The organism is Thermopolyspora sp. NPDC052614, from assembly GCF_040678635.1.
Classification (GTDB): Bacteria; Actinomycetota; Actinomycetes; order Streptosporangiales; family Streptosporangiaceae; genus Thermopolyspora.
Window position 1 is genome coordinate 39333 of the sequence record NZ_JBFATZ010000003.1, and the last position, 14925, is coordinate 54257.

12 protein-coding genes and 1 pseudogene are annotated in these 14925 nt (G+C 70.1%); 5 read left to right on the forward strand and 8 right to left on the reverse strand.

Annotation, left to right across the window (positions count from 1 at the left end):
* From AB0K60_RS06750 to AB0K60_RS06760, 3 genes and pseudogenes are all read right to left on the reverse strand, one after another.
* Window positions 1-96: pseudogene (locus AB0K60_RS06750) on the reverse strand (zinc ribbon domain-containing protein); the annotation flags it as partial.
* 21 nt (window positions 97-117) lie between these two features.
* Entirely contained in the window at window positions 118-321 is a 204-nt protein-coding gene (locus AB0K60_RS06755) for a zinc ribbon domain-containing protein (protein ID WP_364049387.1), read from the reverse strand.
* 87 nt (window positions 322-408) lie between these two features.
* Complete coding sequence (locus tag AB0K60_RS06760) at window positions 409-915, reverse strand: HNH endonuclease (protein ID WP_364049389.1); 507 nt, start codon at window positions 913-915, stop codon at window positions 409-411.
* Window positions 916-1245: 330 nt separating this feature from the next.
* On the opposite strand from AB0K60_RS06760, the gene AB0K60_RS06765 reads away from it, so the two are divergent.
* A complete protein-coding gene (locus tag AB0K60_RS06765; protein WP_364049391.1) occupies window positions 1246-3348 on the forward strand; it encodes a prolyl oligopeptidase family serine peptidase in 2103 nt (700 codons plus the stop codon).
* A gap of 9 nt (window positions 3349-3357) precedes the next feature.
* Here AB0K60_RS06765 and AB0K60_RS06770 read toward each other — a convergent pair whose 3' ends face one another.
* Window positions 3358-3930 (reverse strand): GNAT family N-acetyltransferase, encoded by a 573-nt coding sequence (locus AB0K60_RS06770; RefSeq protein WP_364049393.1) that lies wholly within the window; start codon window positions 3928-3930, stop codon window positions 3358-3360.
* Window positions 3927-5498 carry an XRE family transcriptional regulator gene (locus AB0K60_RS06775; RefSeq protein WP_364049395.1) on the reverse strand — a complete coding sequence of 524 codons (1572 nt, stop codon included), beginning with the start codon at window positions 5496-5498 and terminating at the stop codon, window positions 3927-3929. The genes AB0K60_RS06770 and AB0K60_RS06775 overlap by 4 nt, the downstream gene beginning before the upstream one ends.
* Before the next feature lie 391 nt (window positions 5499-5889).
* Between AB0K60_RS06775 and AB0K60_RS06780 the strand changes: the two genes are divergently transcribed.
* The 4 genes from AB0K60_RS06780 to AB0K60_RS06795 all read left to right on the forward strand — a co-directional run bounded on the left by AB0K60_RS06780 (window position 5890) and on the right by AB0K60_RS06795 (window position 10025).
* Entirely contained in the window at window positions 5890-6162 is a 273-nt protein-coding gene (locus AB0K60_RS06780) for a hypothetical protein (RefSeq protein ID WP_364049397.1), read from the forward strand.
* A 575-nt stretch (window positions 6163-6737) separates the two neighbouring features.
* Window positions 6738-7820, forward strand: a complete 1083-nt coding sequence (locus AB0K60_RS06785; RefSeq protein ID WP_364049399.1) for a mechanosensitive ion channel family protein — start codon at window positions 6738-6740, stop codon at window positions 7818-7820.
* 90 nt (window positions 7821-7910) lie between these two features.
* Window positions 7911-8306: a globin gene (locus AB0K60_RS06790; protein ID WP_364049401.1), complete on the forward strand. Its 396-nt coding sequence runs from the start codon at window positions 7911-7913 to the stop codon at window positions 8304-8306.
* 78 nt (window positions 8307-8384) lie between these two features.
* Entirely contained in the window at window positions 8385-10025 is a 1641-nt protein-coding gene (locus tag AB0K60_RS06795) for a glycoside hydrolase family 13 protein (protein ID WP_364049403.1), read from the forward strand.
* A gap of 157 nt (window positions 10026-10182) precedes the next feature.
* Here AB0K60_RS06795 and ettA read toward each other — a convergent pair whose 3' ends face one another.
* From ettA to AB0K60_RS06810, 3 genes are all read right to left on the reverse strand, one after another.
* Window positions 10183-11847, reverse strand: coding sequence for an energy-dependent translational throttle protein EttA (gene ettA, locus AB0K60_RS06800; RefSeq protein ID WP_364049405.1), 1665 nt, complete (start codon window positions 11845-11847; stop codon window positions 10183-10185).
* A gap of 602 nt (window positions 11848-12449) precedes the next feature.
* Window positions 12450-13736: a GGDEF domain-containing protein gene (locus AB0K60_RS06805; RefSeq protein ID WP_364049407.1), complete on the reverse strand. Its 1287-nt coding sequence runs from the start codon at window positions 13734-13736 to the stop codon at window positions 12450-12452.
* A 534-nt stretch (window positions 13737-14270) separates the two neighbouring features.
* Window positions 14271-14819 (reverse strand): single-stranded DNA-binding protein, encoded by a 549-nt coding sequence (locus tag AB0K60_RS06810; RefSeq protein WP_364049409.1) that lies wholly within the window; start codon window positions 14817-14819, stop codon window positions 14271-14273.
* Between the last annotated feature and the right edge of the window lie 106 nt (window positions 14820-14925).

Below are 14925 nucleotides of genomic sequence, written 5' to 3' on the forward strand. Positions count from 1 at the left end.
CCCGCAGCAGCCGCCGCCGGAGGGCCGGGGGGCCGCCGCGGAGCCGGTCACGGCGACGGTGGTGAGAAGCTTCACCGTGTCGTCGTGGCCCTCGGGGAAGGCCCGCCGTACCCGGGGTCAGGAGCAGCAACCGCCCCCGCAGCAGCCGCCGCCGGAGGGCCGGGGGGCCGCCGCGGAGCCGGTCACGGCGACGGTGGTGAGAAGCTTCACCGTGTCGTCGTGGCCCTCGGGGCAGACCGCCGGGTCACCCGACGCGGACATGGGGCGGGACAACTCGAACGTGGAGCCGCAGGCGCGGCAGCGGTAGTCGTATCGCGGCATGGCACAAGGGTACGACCGGCGGCGCGCGTCCGTCTCACCTGGCCGGATCCCGGCCCGGCGGACAGGCCGGGATCCGGTCGGGCGTCGTCAGGCGGCCGATTCCAGGTACGGCGCCCACTGGGGGTCCCCATCGAGCTGCGCGCCGATGAGCCGCCAGTGAGCGCCGCGTGGCACCACCGGGGCGACCCTTAAGGTCCACCCCAGCTCCTCCACCAGCCGGTCTGCCTTGCGGTGGTTGCACGGCATGCACGACGCGACGCAGTTCTCCCAGGTGTGGGTGCCTCCGCGGGAACGAGGGATGACGTGGTCGATGGTCTCGGCCCGCTGCCCGCAGTAGGCGCAGCGGAAATCGTCTCGGCGCATCAGGGCCGCCCGGGTGAGCGGGATGCGGGAGCGGAAGGGGATTCTGACATAGCGCCGCAGCCGGATCACCGACGGCACATCCAGCGTACGGCTCGCGGACCGCAGCACGGCGCCCCGCCGGTCACGGTGAACGACGTCCGCCTTCTCCCTGAGCACCAGCACGACGGCCCGGTGCAGGGAGAGCGTGGTTAATGGTTCGTATGTGGCGTTCAACAGCAACACCTGGCGCATCACTGGGCCTTTCCAGTTGAGCGCGTCACCTCAGGAGCCGTGCCTCGGCACGACCCCGTTTGCGGCCCTGTATCGGGCCCGGACGCTTCCGTCACAAGGACCTCCGCCGGACGGTCCAGCGGATGATCACCACGGCACCGCCCGCAACCAGTGTGGCGCTTCCAACTCCTCTCTCGCCACCCCATAACGCACTGGCCGGAAATGGCGGGAGAGACGTCTGATACGTGTAATCCCCCCTCTGAGGATTTTTTACGCCTCTGGGTAACGTCGTCATAAGCCCGTCTCGTCCCCTTGCGCCCCCACCGCCGGGGGACGCTTAGGGTTACGGGCATGACACGACCGCCCTACCCACCCGCGTACCGCGACGACGTGGTCGAGATTCTGCACGGCACCCCGGTGCCCGATCCCTACCGCTGGCTCGAGTCGCGCGACGATCCCGCCACCAAGGAGTGGCTGAAGGCGCAGGATGAACTGTTCACGGCCGCCGTGCCGGGTCTGCCGATCCGGGAGCGGTTCCGCGAACGGGTGGCCGAGCTGTTGCGCGCCGGCTCGGTCGGCCCGCCGATCTGGCGCGGCGACCGGTACTTCTTCATGCGCCGCACCCCCGACCAGGAACACGCCGTGCTGTACGTGGTCGACGACGCCGGGCAGGCCCCGGGGGACGGCGGGGAGCGCGCGCTCCTGGATCCGATCGCGCTGGACGCGAGCGGCCTGACCACGCTCGACCAATGGCAGCCCGACAAGGAGGGGCGCCTGCTCGCCTACCAGCTCTCAGTGGGCGGCGACGAGGAGTCCCGCCTGTACGTCATGGACGTGGCCACCGGCGAGCAGATCGACGGCCCCATCGACCGCTGCCGCTACTCCCCCGTCGCCTGGGTGCCCGGGGGCGAGGCGTTCTACTACGTGCGGCGGCTGCCCCCGGAGGCCGTGCCCCAGGGGGAGGAGCAGTACCACCGGCGCGTCTACCTGCACCGGGTCGGCACCTCCCCCGACGACGACGTCATGATCTTCGGGGACGGCCGGGAGAAGACCGAGTACTACGGCGTGTCGGTCTCCCGCGACGGCCGCTGGCTCACCGTCTCCGCCTCCCGGGGGACCGCGCCGCGCAACGATCTGTGGATCGCCGATCTGTCCGCCACACCGCTTGAGGCGCCGGAGTTGGTCACCGTACAGGAGGGGGTGGACGCCCAGACGAGCCTGCACTTCGGCCGCGACGGCCGCCTCTACGTGTTCACCGACCGCGACGCCCCCCGCGGCCGGATCCGCGTGACCGACCCGGCCCGGCCGTCGCACGAGCACTGGCGGGATCTCGTCCCCGAGGACGCCGAGGCCGTGCTGTCGTCGTACGCGATCCTCGACGACGCCGCGACCCTGCTCGTCGGCTGGACCCGGCACGCCATCGGCGAGATCACCGTGCACGATCTGGCGACCGGAGCCCGCACCGGCGAGGTGCCCGTTCCCGGCCTCGGCACCATCGGCGGCATCGTCGAGCGGCCCGAGGGCGGCCACGAGGCGTGGTTCGGCTACACCGACAACACCACGCCGACGGCCATCCACCGCTACGACGCCCGCACCGGCGCGACCACGCTGTGGGCCGCCGCACCCGGCACCGTCGACGTGCCCGACGTGCGCGCCGAGCAGGTCGTCTACCGCTCGCAGGACGGCACCGAGGTGCGCATGCTGGTGATCGCCCGGCCGGGCGAGGGCCCACGCCCGACGATCCTGTACGGCTACGGCGGCTTCGGCCTGTCCATGGCCCCCGGCTACTCGGCGTCGATCCTGAGCTGGGCCGAGGCCGGCGGCGTCTACGCCATCGCCCAGCTGCGCGGCGGCGGCGAGGAGGGCGAGCAGTGGCACCGGGCCGGCATGCTCGGCAACAAGCAGAACGTCTTCGACGACCTGCACGCCGCCGCCGAGCATCTGATCGCCACCGGGGTGACCACGCCCGGGCAGTTGGCGATCTCCGGGGGATCCAACGGCGGTCTGCTGGTGGGGGCCGCGCTCACCCAGCGCCCCGAGCTCTACGCCGCGGTCTCCTGCTCCGCCCCGCTGCTGGACATGATCCGCTATGAGCGGTTCGGTCTTGGCGCGACCTGGAACGTCGAGTACGGCTCGGCCGAGGACCCCGAGCAGTTCGCCTGGCTGCTGGCCTACTCGCCCTACCATCATGTCCGGGAGGGCGTGCCGTACCCGGCCACGCTGCTGACCGTGTTCGACTCCGACACGCGGGTGGATCCGCTGCACGCGCGCAAGATGTGCGCGGCCCTGCAGCACGCCACCGCATCCGATCGGCCGATCCTGCTGCGCAACGAGACCGCGGTCGGTCACGGGGCGCGGGCGGTGAGCCGCAGCGTCGAGCTCATGGCCGACCAGCTCGCCTTCCTGGCCACGCACACCGGTCTGGCCGAGGCCGCCGGGGAAGGGCGGGCCTGAGCTCGCCCGTTACCGTGGCGGTGCGCCGGGCGGCTCCTCGTCCGGCGCGCCGCCGCGTATCGCGGGCGTCAGCCGTACTCCCGGGCTCGTCTCGGGCTCCTGATCATCCGGGTCGGGGTGGAGGTCCTTGCGGAAGTAGACGACGGTGAGGCCGCCGACCTCCCTGCGGCCGACCTCCACCCAGCCGTACCGGCGGTAGAGCGCCATCGCCGCCACCTGATTGACGGTGGTGTCGCAGCGCAGCCGGCGGTAGCCGAGCTCCAACGCCCGCTCTTCGAGCCGGGTGAGGATGCGCGTGCCGTAGCCGCGGCGCTGGTGCTCGGGGTGCACCCGCATGCGGCACAGCTCGGCGACCTGGTCGTCCACGCGGCGCAGCCCGCCCATGGCGATGACCCGGCCCCCGATCAGGCCGACGAGGAACTCGCCGTGATCGCTGAGGTAGATCTCGTGGATGCGCGGAAGGTCGTGGTCGTAGTAGACCCCGTCGCCGGGCGCCAGCCCCACCTGCGCCAGCCCGATTCGATGCAGCGCCGAGACGGCCTCGAGGTCAGACCAGCGGTAGCGCCTGATCCGGAAGGTCATGCATTCGTCACCTTGGTTCGCGTCGCAATGGCCTCTTTGAGCTCGCGCAACTGGGGGATCTGGTCGGCGTTGCGCACCTGCTCGGCCGCTTTGACCAGGTCCTGCGCTTTGCGGACGACGATGTCCGCGCGGTAGTCGTCATCCAGGCTCTGCCAGGTCTTCATGGCCATGGCCACGGCCTCCTCCACCTCGCCCTCCAGCAGCTTGCACCGGGCGCGGTCGAACTTGATCAGCGTGGGGTCGAGCCACTCCGACGGTTCGTACTTGGCCAGCGCCTGCTCGAGGATGACGTCGGCCTCCAGCGGCTGGCCCAGCCGGACCAGCGCGTCGCCCTGGTGGAAGTAGAGCTGGCGCTCGGTGTAGCCGAAGGCGATGTCCCCCTGGACGTCGCTGTTCATCCGGGCGAAGGCCGCGCGGGCTCGCGACAGGGCCCGCTTGGCCTGGTCGACCACGTCCTTCTTGCCCGCGCCGGCGAGCATGGCCAGGGCCCTGGCCTCCACGATCGGCGCCATCGCCTGGGCGGCGCAGGGCGTCTGACCGGCCAGGTCCCGGCTCTTCCTGGCCAGGTTGAGCGCCTCGCGCGGATCCCCGTAGTAGAGCGGGACCAGCGACTCGCGGGCGATCACCCAGGCCCGCAGCGCCCGGTCGCCGGTCTCGTCGGCGGCGGTCCTGCCGGTACGGAAGAAGGATCTGGCCAGGCGGTGGTCACCAAGGTTGATCATGATCATGCCGCTGAGGCCGGCCAGCCGGGCGGCCATGCGGCACAGGCGCTCCTGCAGATCCACCGGCTGCCGGTGGGCCATGGCCTTGCGTACCGAGCTGAACTCCAGCAGCACGTCGCACAGGAGCTGAAGCGGGGGGGTGTTCATGTACTGCCGGCCGAAACCGGAGGTCGCGTCCTCCCACTGGTCGAGCATGGCCGGGGAGACGGTCGCCGACACCAACGTGTCGTCCATGCGCCTGCGAATGTTGTCGACCGCTCCGAAGACCCGGCTGTGGATCTCCGGGTCGAGGGCCACGCCGGTTCCCGTTGCCGCGAGGAGCTGCAACAACGTCCTGCGAAGCACGTTTTCGTCCTCCTCGCCCCCGGCGCCGGGGGCATCACTACCGGTCTGCTGTATCCACAGCTCACGCTGGCTGGGAACAACCTCGGGCTTGGACTCCTCCACCTCGGTGCCTCGAACGACGCCCGGCATGCGGTGGCCGTGCCCGCAGATGCACGGCCCGTCATAGCCCAGGGCGACCGGCTCGACGCGATAGACCGTGCATAAGTAGTGCAAATATTCCGGACCGGGTCGTTTCAGGCCGCTCTCGTACGCCGAGAGCAGGGTCTCGCCGATTCCGGGGATCGGTTTGCCGTCGCGCTCGAACAACGCCCGCACCTGCTCGATCACGTCGGCGAGCGCGATGCCGTGCGCCAGGCGGTGCGACTTGATCCGCGTGGTGCCGAATCGGGGCCCGCACAGCTCGTGGATCTCGTCGGCGATCTGCGGGGTGCTTCGCCCCGCGGCCAGCCCGCGGGCCCGGCTTCGCCGCGCCAGCTCGGTCTCCCTGTGTCTGCCGGTCACGATTCAGTTCTCCGTCGCCCTGATGATCGAGGTGCCGCCATCGCCGCCGACCCACCTGGCATGGCCATGGCAGCCCCTCTCGCGGGCGGGTGCGCGGTCCGCCCTGTTGACTCCCACCGGGATCTTGGTCATCCATGACGCAGCGTCACTGGCGGGTCGCGCTGCGCCTACTGAGAATGATGGACCAGACGATGCCCAGCGGGGAACCGTTCTTGCAAAACTCGGCTGAGGATCGTCCTCCGTCGGACTGATTCTTTCAACCTGTATGGGGTATCCCCCATCCGAGGGCATCACAAAGGCGCGTTGCGTCATTCGTTGTCGTCAGTCATCTTGGGCCAACCGGAATCGAGTGCGCGGGCCGTGGAGGGCCCGCCGTACAAGGAGGCGCAAGGTGAGGGAGGACGACTTCGGTCACCTGGAGCGCTTGGTGTCGGAACTGGATGCGCGTGGGCTGCTCGCACGGGTCGTACGCACGCCGACGGGTCGCGCCTTCGTGCGCGTGATCAACCCGAACGCGACCAGCCTCGCCGAGAACGTGACCTGCCGACCCCAGGCGGCGACCGATTACTACTGGTGGTCATGGGGGGAGCGCATGCACCGGGCGGACGATCCCGCCGGGGCGGCGACCAAGGTCGCCCGGGTACTCGCCGCGGTGGGCGAGTAGCCGGCGGACCCACCCTGGCTCCAGAAATGTCAGAACCGAAAAGGAACGGTAAACGACGATCGTGCGTTTCATCTGTACAGCACGTTCGCACAGAACATTGAATACGCACCATTGAAGCCAGCGAAGCCACCGTCCGGTCCGGCTGCGAACGCGGGGCCGGACGGTGCCGGAGGGCCTCCCTTCGGCGAGGAAACGGCCGACAGGTGTTTCCGGGTACACCTGCCGGCCGGCCGCGCCGAGCGCGAGTGCCCCGTCCGGTTCGTCCGCGGATCGCACGCCGGACGCGCTCACGCCGACGGCAAGGGCCGACGACTCCCGGGCCGATGACCGCCCGAGCGGACGCGGACCACCGCCCCCACCGGCTCCCCCGTGACCTCCCCCATCGCCCCCCGTCGCCCCCGTCGCCTCCGCCACCGTCCCCATAACCGTCCCCATAACCGTCCCCATAACCGTCCCCATAACCGTCCCCATAACCGTCTCGGCAGCGGCCGGACGGCGGCGTGCGTCGGCGGTATCAATAAGGTTGACCGCGTAATGACCTGTTGCCGACCGAAGCGATACTCGGGGGCCTGTAAGTGTTCCTGCTGTTCTCTCCCACACCGGCGCCGGACGCGTCCCCCACGGCCGACCCGTCGCTCACGCCGATCCCCACACCCGTCGTGACCCTCACGCCGACGCCCACACCGACGCCCACCTCGCCGGAGGAGATGGTCCTGCCGGACCCGGAGACGCTCACCAACACCGTGCTGGCCACCTGCAGCGGCAACGACGACGTGATCTGCCCGCTGGTCGAGGGCGTCCTCCCCAAGGGCTGGGCGCCGTTCGCCGCCTGGCTGATCACGATCATCCTCATCCTGCTGGGCGCGCTGGTCCTGCGGAACCTCGTCCGCCGGCTGATCGATCGGATCACCCGCAGGGCGGCGATGGGCGTGCTCCCCGAGCGGTTGCGCGGCCGGGCCGAGCACATGGACACCGCGCAAGCCCTGCTCACCGAGCGGCGCCGGCAACGGGCCGAGACCATGGGCTCGGTGCTGCGGTACATCGCCTCCATCGTGATCATGGGGACCGCGCTGCTGATGATCCTGGCCCGGTTCGGCATGAACCTCGCCCCCCTGCTCACCAGCGTCGGCATCCTCGGCGTGGCCGTCGGCTTCGGCGCCCAGGAGCTGGTCAAGGACTTCATCAGCGGCATGTTCATGCTGCTCGAGGATCAGTACGGCGTGGGCGACATCATCGACACCGGCACCGCCACCGGCACCGTGGAGGCCGTCACCCTGCGCATCACCCGGCTGCGGGACTTCGACGGCAAGGTGTGGTACATCCGCAACGGCACCATCACCCGGGTCGGCAACGAGTCGCAGGGCTGGTCACGGGCGCTGGTCGACGTGCCCGTGCCGTACGACGCCGACATCGACGAGATACGCGAACTGCTCAAGGACATCGCGACCGGGCTGTGGGAGGAGCCCGACCAGCACGACCTGGTGATCGTCGAGGAGCCGAGGGTGTACGCCGTCGAGCAGATCTCCGACTCGGCCCTGATCTTCCGGGTGACCGCCAAGACCGTGCCGGGCCAGCAGGCCCAGGTCGCCCGCGAGCTGCGCGTGCGCATCAAGCGCGCCCTCGACGAGAGGGGCATCGCCTTCGCCGCCACCCCCTGAGCCCCCATGTGAGGGCCGTGTGGGGGGGCCTCACACCGGACCGTCCGCCGCCCGTCACCCGGGCGGCGGGCAAGGCCGTACCCTAGATGCGTGTCTGCTACCCCCGACGAGGCGATGACCTTTTACGACGCCGTCGGCGGCGACGAGACGTTCGAACGGCTCGTCCGCCGCTTCTACGAGGGCGTCGCCGAGGATCCGCTGCTGCGTCCGCTGTATCCCGAGGAGGACCTCGCAGGGGCCGAGGAGCGGCTGCGGCTGTTCCTGATCCAGTATTGGGGTGGTCCCTCGACCTACAGCCAGCGGCGGGGCCATCCGCGGCTGCGCATGCGGCACGCGCCGTTCGTCATCGGCGAGGCCGAGCGCGACGCCTGGCTCAAGCACATGCGCGACGCGGTCGAGTCGCTGGGGCTCGCCCCCGAGCTGGAGACCAGGCTGTGGGACTACCTCGTGTACGCCGCGCAGAGCCTGGTCAACTCGCCCGGGTAGGTCCTTCTCCGGCGGCCGCCGCGCCGGGGGCATGCGGGCGACGCGTAAGATCGGCCGATCCCGGGCAGCCCTGACTCCATGGAGAGCATCCCCTGGTGGCGTGACGCCATCGTCTATCAGATCTACGTCCGCAGCTTCGCCGACGCCGACGGCGACGGCGTGGGGGACCTGGAGGGCATCCGGGGTCGCCTGCCGTACCTGGCCGAGCTCGGCGTGGACGCCGTCTGGCTGACCCCGTTCTACCGCTCCCCGATGGTCGACGGGGGATACGACGTGGCGGACTACCGCGACGTGGACCCGCTGTTCGGCGATCTGGCGGCGTTCGATCGGCTCGTCGCCGACGCCCACGCCCACGGGCTGCGGATGATCGTGGACATGGTGCCGAACCACAGTTCCTCGGCGCACCCCTGGTTTCAGCAGGCGCTGGCGGCCCCGGCGGGCGCGGCCGAGCGGGAGCGGTACATCTTCGTGGACGACCCCGGCGGCGCCGACGGCGCGCCGCCGAACAACTGGCGGTCGGTGTTCGGGGGACCGGCGTGGACCCGGGTGCCCGACGGGCAGTGGTATCTCCACCTGTTCGCCCCCGAGCAGCCGGACCTCAACTGGCGCAACCCCGAGATCCACCGGGAGTTCCTCGACATCCTGCGCTTCTGGCTCGATCGGGGGGTGGACGGATTCCGCATCGACGTCGCGATGGGCCTGTACAAGGCCGAGGGCCTCCCCTCCGTGCCGACGGACCTGCAGGGCATGCAGTCGAGTTCGCCGATGTGGGGTCGGCCGGAGGTGCACGAGGTGTACCGCGAGTGGCGCAAGCTGCTGGACGCCTACGACGGCGAGCGCATGGCCGTGGGAGAGGTGTGGACCGACTCGGCCGAGGACCTCGCCCTGTACGTGCGGCCGGACGAACTGCACCAGTGCTTCAACTTCGCCTGGCTTGAAGCTCCCTGGGAGGCCGCCGCGTTCCGGACCGTCATCGACGACACCCTGGCCGCCCTGGGCACGGCCCCCACCTGGGTGCTGTCCAACCACGACGTGGTACGGCACGTGACGCGGTACGGCGAGGGCTCGCTCGACCCGGACGCCGGTGTGGCGCGGGCCCGGGCCGCGGTTCTGACGATGCTCGCCCTTCCCGGATCGGCCTACCTCTACCAAGGGGAGGAACTCGGCCTCCCCGAGGTGAAGGACCTTCCCCCCGAGAGCCGCCAGGATCCGACCTTCTTCCGCACCGGGGGCGAGATTCCGGGGCGTGACGGCTGCCGCGTCCCCCTCCCCTGGTCGGGCTCCGAGCCGCCGTTCGGCTTCTCCGCCGATTTCCCCGCCGGTCCGGCGCGACCGTCGCGGTCCGAGGGTTCATCGAACGGCCCGGCGGGCGACGCCAAGGGACGGGTCACCGCACCGGCGCCGCCCTGGCTGCCCCAGCCCGCCGACTGGGCGGCGCTGACGGTGGAACGCCAGCTCGCCGATCCGACGTCGATGTTGTCCTTCTACCGCCGCATGCTCTCGCTGCGCCGCGACCGGGTCAGGTCGCTGCCCTCCGCCATCACCTGGCTGGACTCCCCCGAGGAGTCCCTCTTCTTCTCCCGAGGCACCCTCATCTGCGCCCTCAACTGCGGCGACGACCCCGTTCCGCTCCCCGCGCACGGCGAGGTCCTCATCTCCACCGTGCCGGTGAGCGACGTCCTGCCCCCGAACGCCGCCGCCTGGCTCACCGCCCCCTGACGGGTTTCGACCGCACCCGGTGCCGAGGTGCGGGCTTTCGCCTCCCCCGGACCACGGCCGCAAGCAGGGATAAAGGGAATTAAGCAGGCCGAACGGCGAACGCCCCGGGAGGCGCGGATGGATCGCGTCTCCCGGGGCGTCCCGGATTCGGCCGAGATCAGTCCCGGGTGAGCTTGCGGTAGGTGACGGCGTGCGGGCGGGCCGCCTCCGCTCCCAGGCGCTCGATCTTGTTCTTCTCGTAGTCGGCGAAGTTGCCCTCGAACCAGAACCAGCTCGACCCCTCCTCCCACGCGAGGATGTGGGTGGCGATCCGGTCGAGGAACCACCGGTCGTGGGAGGTGATGACCGCGCATCCCGGGAACTCCAGCAGCGCGTTCTCCAGCGACGAGAGGGTCTCGGTGTCGAGGTCGTTCGTGGGCTCGTCGAGCAGCAGCACGTTGCCGCCCTGCTTGAGGGTGAGGGCGAGGTTGAGCCGGTTGCGCTCGCCGCCGGACAGCACGCCGGCGGGCTTCTGCTGGTCGGGGCCCTTGAAGCCGAAGGCGGCGATGTAGGCGCGCGAGGGCATCTCCACGTTGCCGACCTTGATGTGGTCGAGCCCGTCGGAGACGACCTCCCAAACGGTCTTCTTGGGGTCGATGCCGGCGCGGTTCTGATCGACGTAGGAGATCTTCACGGTCTCGCCGATGGTGATCGAGCCGCTGTCCGGGGTCTCCCCACCGGTGATCATACGGAACAGCGTGGTCTTGCCGACGCCGTTGGGGCCGATGACGCCGACCAGGCCGTTACGCGGCAGGGAGAAGGAGAGGTTCTCGATGAGCAGGCGGTCGCCGAAGCCCTTGGTCAGGTTGGCGGCCTCGATGACGGTGGTGCCCAGGCGCGGGCCCGGCGGGATCTGGATCTCCTCGAAGTCCAGCTTGCGGTACTTCGCGGCCTCCGCGGCCATCTCCTCGTAGCGCTGGAGACGGGCCTTGCTCTTGGTCTGCCTCGCCTTGGGGTTGGACCGCACCCACTCCAGCTCTTCCTCCAGGCGCTTCTTGCGCTTGGCGTCCTTCTGCCCCTCGACCTTCAGCCGGGCGGCCTTGGCCTCCAGGTAGGTGGAGTAGTTGCCCTCGTAGGGATAGCAGCGGCCCCGGTCGAGCTCCAGGATCCAGTTGGCCACGTTGTCGAGGAAGTAGCGGTCGTGGGTGACGGCGAGCACGGTGCCGGGGTACTTCTCCAGGTGCTGCTCCAGCCACTGGACGCTCTCGGCGTCGAGGTGGTTGGTGGGCTCGTCGAGCAGCAGCAGGTCGGGCTGCTCCAGCAGCAGCTTGCACAGCGCGACGCGGCGGCGCTCGCCACCGGACAACGTGGTCACGTCGGCGTCGGGCGGCGGGCAGCGCAACGCGTCCATCGCCTGCTCAAGCTGGCTGTCGATCTCCCACCCGTTGCGGTGGTCCAGCGCGTCCTGGAGCTTGCCCATCTCCTCCAGCAGCTCGTCGCTGTAGTCGGTACCCAGCTTCTCAGCGATCTCCTCGAAGCGGGACCGCAACTCCAGCGTCTCGGCCACGCCCTCCTGGACGTTGCCGAGCACCGTCTTGGACTCGTTGAGCTGCGGCTCCTGCATGAGGATGCCGACGGTGAAGCCCGGCATCAGCCTGGCCTCGCCGTTCGACGGCTGCTCAAGGCCGGCCATCATCTTCAGCAGCGAGGACTTCCCGGTGCCGTTCGGCCCCAGTACGCCGATCTTCGCCCCGGGCAGGAAGTGCAACGTGACGTCGTCAAGCACAACTTTGTCGCCGTACGCCTTGCGCACGCGCTGCATCGTGTAGATGTACTCCGGCATGCCACCAGCTTAGTGGTCCCTCGCGACTACTTCTCGGCCTCGCCGCCCCTGCAGGGGGTGAACGGGCGCCCGCGCGGGAATCGACGGGGGCCTCGGCGATCGGTTCAGGGCCGGTGGGCGCCGGACAGAGGCGAAACGGAGATACAGGGGTCGGATGCGGACCGGTGCGGGGCTCGGGGCAAGGTCGAGAAGGGGATCAGCGCAGGATTCGGCGCAGAGGCCGACATGGAGAGAGACATGGAGGCTGGCGCAGAAGCCGACGCAGGAATCGACACACCGGCCGACGTAGAGGCCGAACAGGGGCCAACGCGGGGATCAGCACAGGTTCACGACGCTAAGGCCGACGCGGGAATCGACACAACGGCCGACGTAGAGGCCGAACAGGGGCCAACGCGGGGATCAGCACAGGTTCACGACGCTAAGGCCGACGCGGGAATCGACACAACGGCCGACGTAGAGGCCGAACAGGGGCCAACGCGGGGGCCAACGCGGGGGCCAACGCGGGGATCAGCACAGGTTCGACGGGAAGGCCGACGCGGGGATCAGCGCAAGGGCCGACGCGGGAGCCGACGTAGGGATCAGCGCGGGGATCAGCGCGGGGATCAGCGCAGGGGGCGGCGCGGGTCGGGCGGGGGTTGGATCGCGGGAAGGCAGACGCGGTCGCGGCCGAGTTCCTTGGCGCGGTAGAGGGCCAGGTCGGCGGCGGCGAGGAGGTCGAGCAGGTCCTCGCCGTGCAGGTTCATCACCGCGACGCCCGCCGAGACGGTCACGGTGATGGAGACGTCGTTGACCGGCACCGCCATGTTGGCGACGTGCATGCGGAGCCGCTCGGCCACGCTGCGCGCCTCGACGACCTCGGTGTTGGGCAGCAGGACCACGAACTCCTCACCGCCGAACCTGCCGACGACGTCGTATTCGCGCACCTGGGAGCGGAGGGTGGCGGCGACCCCGGCCAGGACCCGGTCGCCGACGAGGTGACCGTGCTCGTCGTTGACCTTCTTGAAGTGGTCGATGTCGAGGATGACCAGGGCGAGCGTCTCGCCGGTGCGCCGCGCCCGAGCGATCTCGGTATCGGCCTCCCGCTGCCATGCGGCGGCGTTGAGCAGACCGGTCTTGCCGTCGGTACGGGCCGCCGCCTGGAGCTGGGCGTGCAGCAGGCTGCGCTGCAGCAGGACGATCGGGGGCAGCGTCACCAGCAGCAGCCACGGCGTCAGCGCGCACGCGATGGTGACCAGCACGCCCAGGCACAGCTCGACCAGGTCCAGGATGGCGCTTTCCCTGTCCCACAGCACCTGCCGCCAGGGCGGCCTGGGCTCGGCCGTGTGCGCGGCGATGGCGATCAGCGCCGTGTTGAGGACCGTGAACAGCACGCCGCAGCCGATCGCGAGCCACAGCGTGGTGTTGACGCCCAGGACGTACCCGCCCGCGATCGGCACCAGTTCGTGGAACGCCAGCGAGGCGGCTCCCGCCGACAGGCCGATCGCCGCCGAACTGAACACCCGGCGGTAGACCATCGTCTCCCGTACGCGCAGTTGCAGCAGCAACTGCACCGGAAGGGGCGCGAGCAGCGCGTAGACCGGCGGCAGCAGCAGCGCGACCGGCAGCCACCAGGCCGACAGCAGGTCGCGCGAGACCCCGGCGGGCACCCCCAGACGGCGGCTCGCCTCGATGCAGACCGCTCCGCAGGCGAGCAGAGCCGCGAAGATCACCAGGTCGTGCCCGTGGATCTCGGTCCCGGCGATGGCGATCCCCAGCGCGGCGAGATCGAGTGCCACGACACAGCAGACGTAGCCGACGAGGGCGCGCCGCTCCCCCAGCAACGGCCAGCGGCCGGCCCGCGCGGCGATGACGCCCTGCGGCTTGGCCGAGACTTGATCGGCTGCGACCATCTCTTCCCCCCACCACATCGATCGCACTCGTCCTGAGCCGCCGGGCCGACGACTCCGATGTGTAACACAATAGTTGCGGACTGTGCGACGCGCGATGGGAACCGATAGGCTGCATTGGTGCGGATCCGCTCTCTCCGGTAGTGGATCGAGTGAAAGGAGCAGCCCATGACGCAAGGCGTCATCTGGACTTGAATCCGAGTACTCGCCGTGTAATGCGCCATCGGCCACCTCAGGACGTCCTCGCCAACGCCGAGGAGACCCCCCGTTCTCTGGCCGATACCCCCTCCCCACGGCAAGCCCCCCGCTAAGCCCCCTGTCCCCAAGCCCTTCCCTCACCGAATCCTCCCCTTCAAGTCCCCGTAGTCCCCGTTCCGAGTCCTGTCTCCCCCGTCGCCCGCGCCTCCGGCCGGGCCCCGGCCCGGCTCTCGGCGCCAGACGCAGGTCGTCGGCCATCCGGCCCGGCGGTCTTCACGACGGCGGGCCCTGCGAACACCCCGGCTCATGGGCCGTTGGATAGCGGTTGCCAGGCGTGTCTCATGCCGCCAGGCGGTCGTCGGCAGGCGGTCTCTCGTCAGCGGACCAGGTGATCTCCTCGGTGGCTTCGAGGGCCGCGAGGTTGTCGGCGGGACCGGTCGTGAGAGCGGTGCCGCCGCCCTGAGCCCAGTCCAGGGTGCTGCGCTCGAGTTCCGCCCGCTCCCGGTCGGCGGCCGAGGATCTGACCGAACGCAGCGGCTTTTCGAAGGTGGCGATGCCCCACTTCAGGTCGTGGCCGACGGACGTGGCCTCGATCTCGGCGATGAAGCGACGCTCGCCGTCGCGCTCGAACTCCCGGATGCGCAGCCGACCGTGGACCACGACCGGCTGGCCCCGCCTGATCGATTGGGCGGCGTTGTCGGCCAGGCCCCGGTAGCAGCGGACGGCGAAGAAGGTGGGCGGGGAGCTCAGCCACTCCTGGGTGTGCCGATCGAGGTAGCGCCGCGATGTGGCGACCCGGATCAAGGTGACGCGAGAGCCGTCCGGGAGGGGGAACTGCCGGGGGTCGTGGGTGACGTTACCGCTCAGCGTGACGTAGATGTCGTTCATCGTTGCCTCCTGCTCGTCAACCGACTCATCGGCCGGTGCGCCGGGCCGGGAGGACCGATACGCCCTCCGGCCAAGGCAACGATCCCGGAGACAGACACCCTGCGGA

Bases quoted from the DNA above. Each gene is read 5' to 3' on its own strand.
- ettA (WP_364049405.1), bottom strand. From the start codon at position 11,847: ATGCCGGAGTACATCTACACGATGCAGCGCGTGCGCAAGGCGTACGGC.
- AB0K60_RS06805 (WP_364049407.1), bottom strand. From the start codon at position 13,736: ATGGTCGCAGCCGATCAAGTCTCGGCCAAGCCGCAGGGCGTCATCGCC.
- AB0K60_RS06810 (WP_364049409.1), bottom strand. From the start codon at position 14,819: ATGAACGACATCTACGTCACGCTGAGCGGTAACGTCACCCACGACCCC.
- AB0K60_RS06770 (WP_364049393.1), bottom strand. From the start codon at position 3,930: ATGACCTTCCGGATCAGGCGCTACCGCTGGTCTGACCTCGAGGCCGTC.
- AB0K60_RS06765 (WP_364049391.1), top strand. From the start codon at position 1,246: ATGACACGACCGCCCTACCCACCCGCGTACCGCGACGACGTGGTCGAG.
- AB0K60_RS06760 (WP_364049389.1), bottom strand. From the start codon at position 915: ATGCGCCAGGTGTTGCTGTTGAACGCCACATACGAACCATTAACCACG.
- AB0K60_RS06795 (WP_364049403.1), top strand. From the start codon at position 8,385: ATGGAGAGCATCCCCTGGTGGCGTGACGCCATCGTCTATCAGATCTAC.
- AB0K60_RS06755 (WP_364049387.1), bottom strand. From the start codon at position 321: ATGCCGCGATACGACTACCGCTGCCGCGCCTGCGGCTCCACGTTCGAG.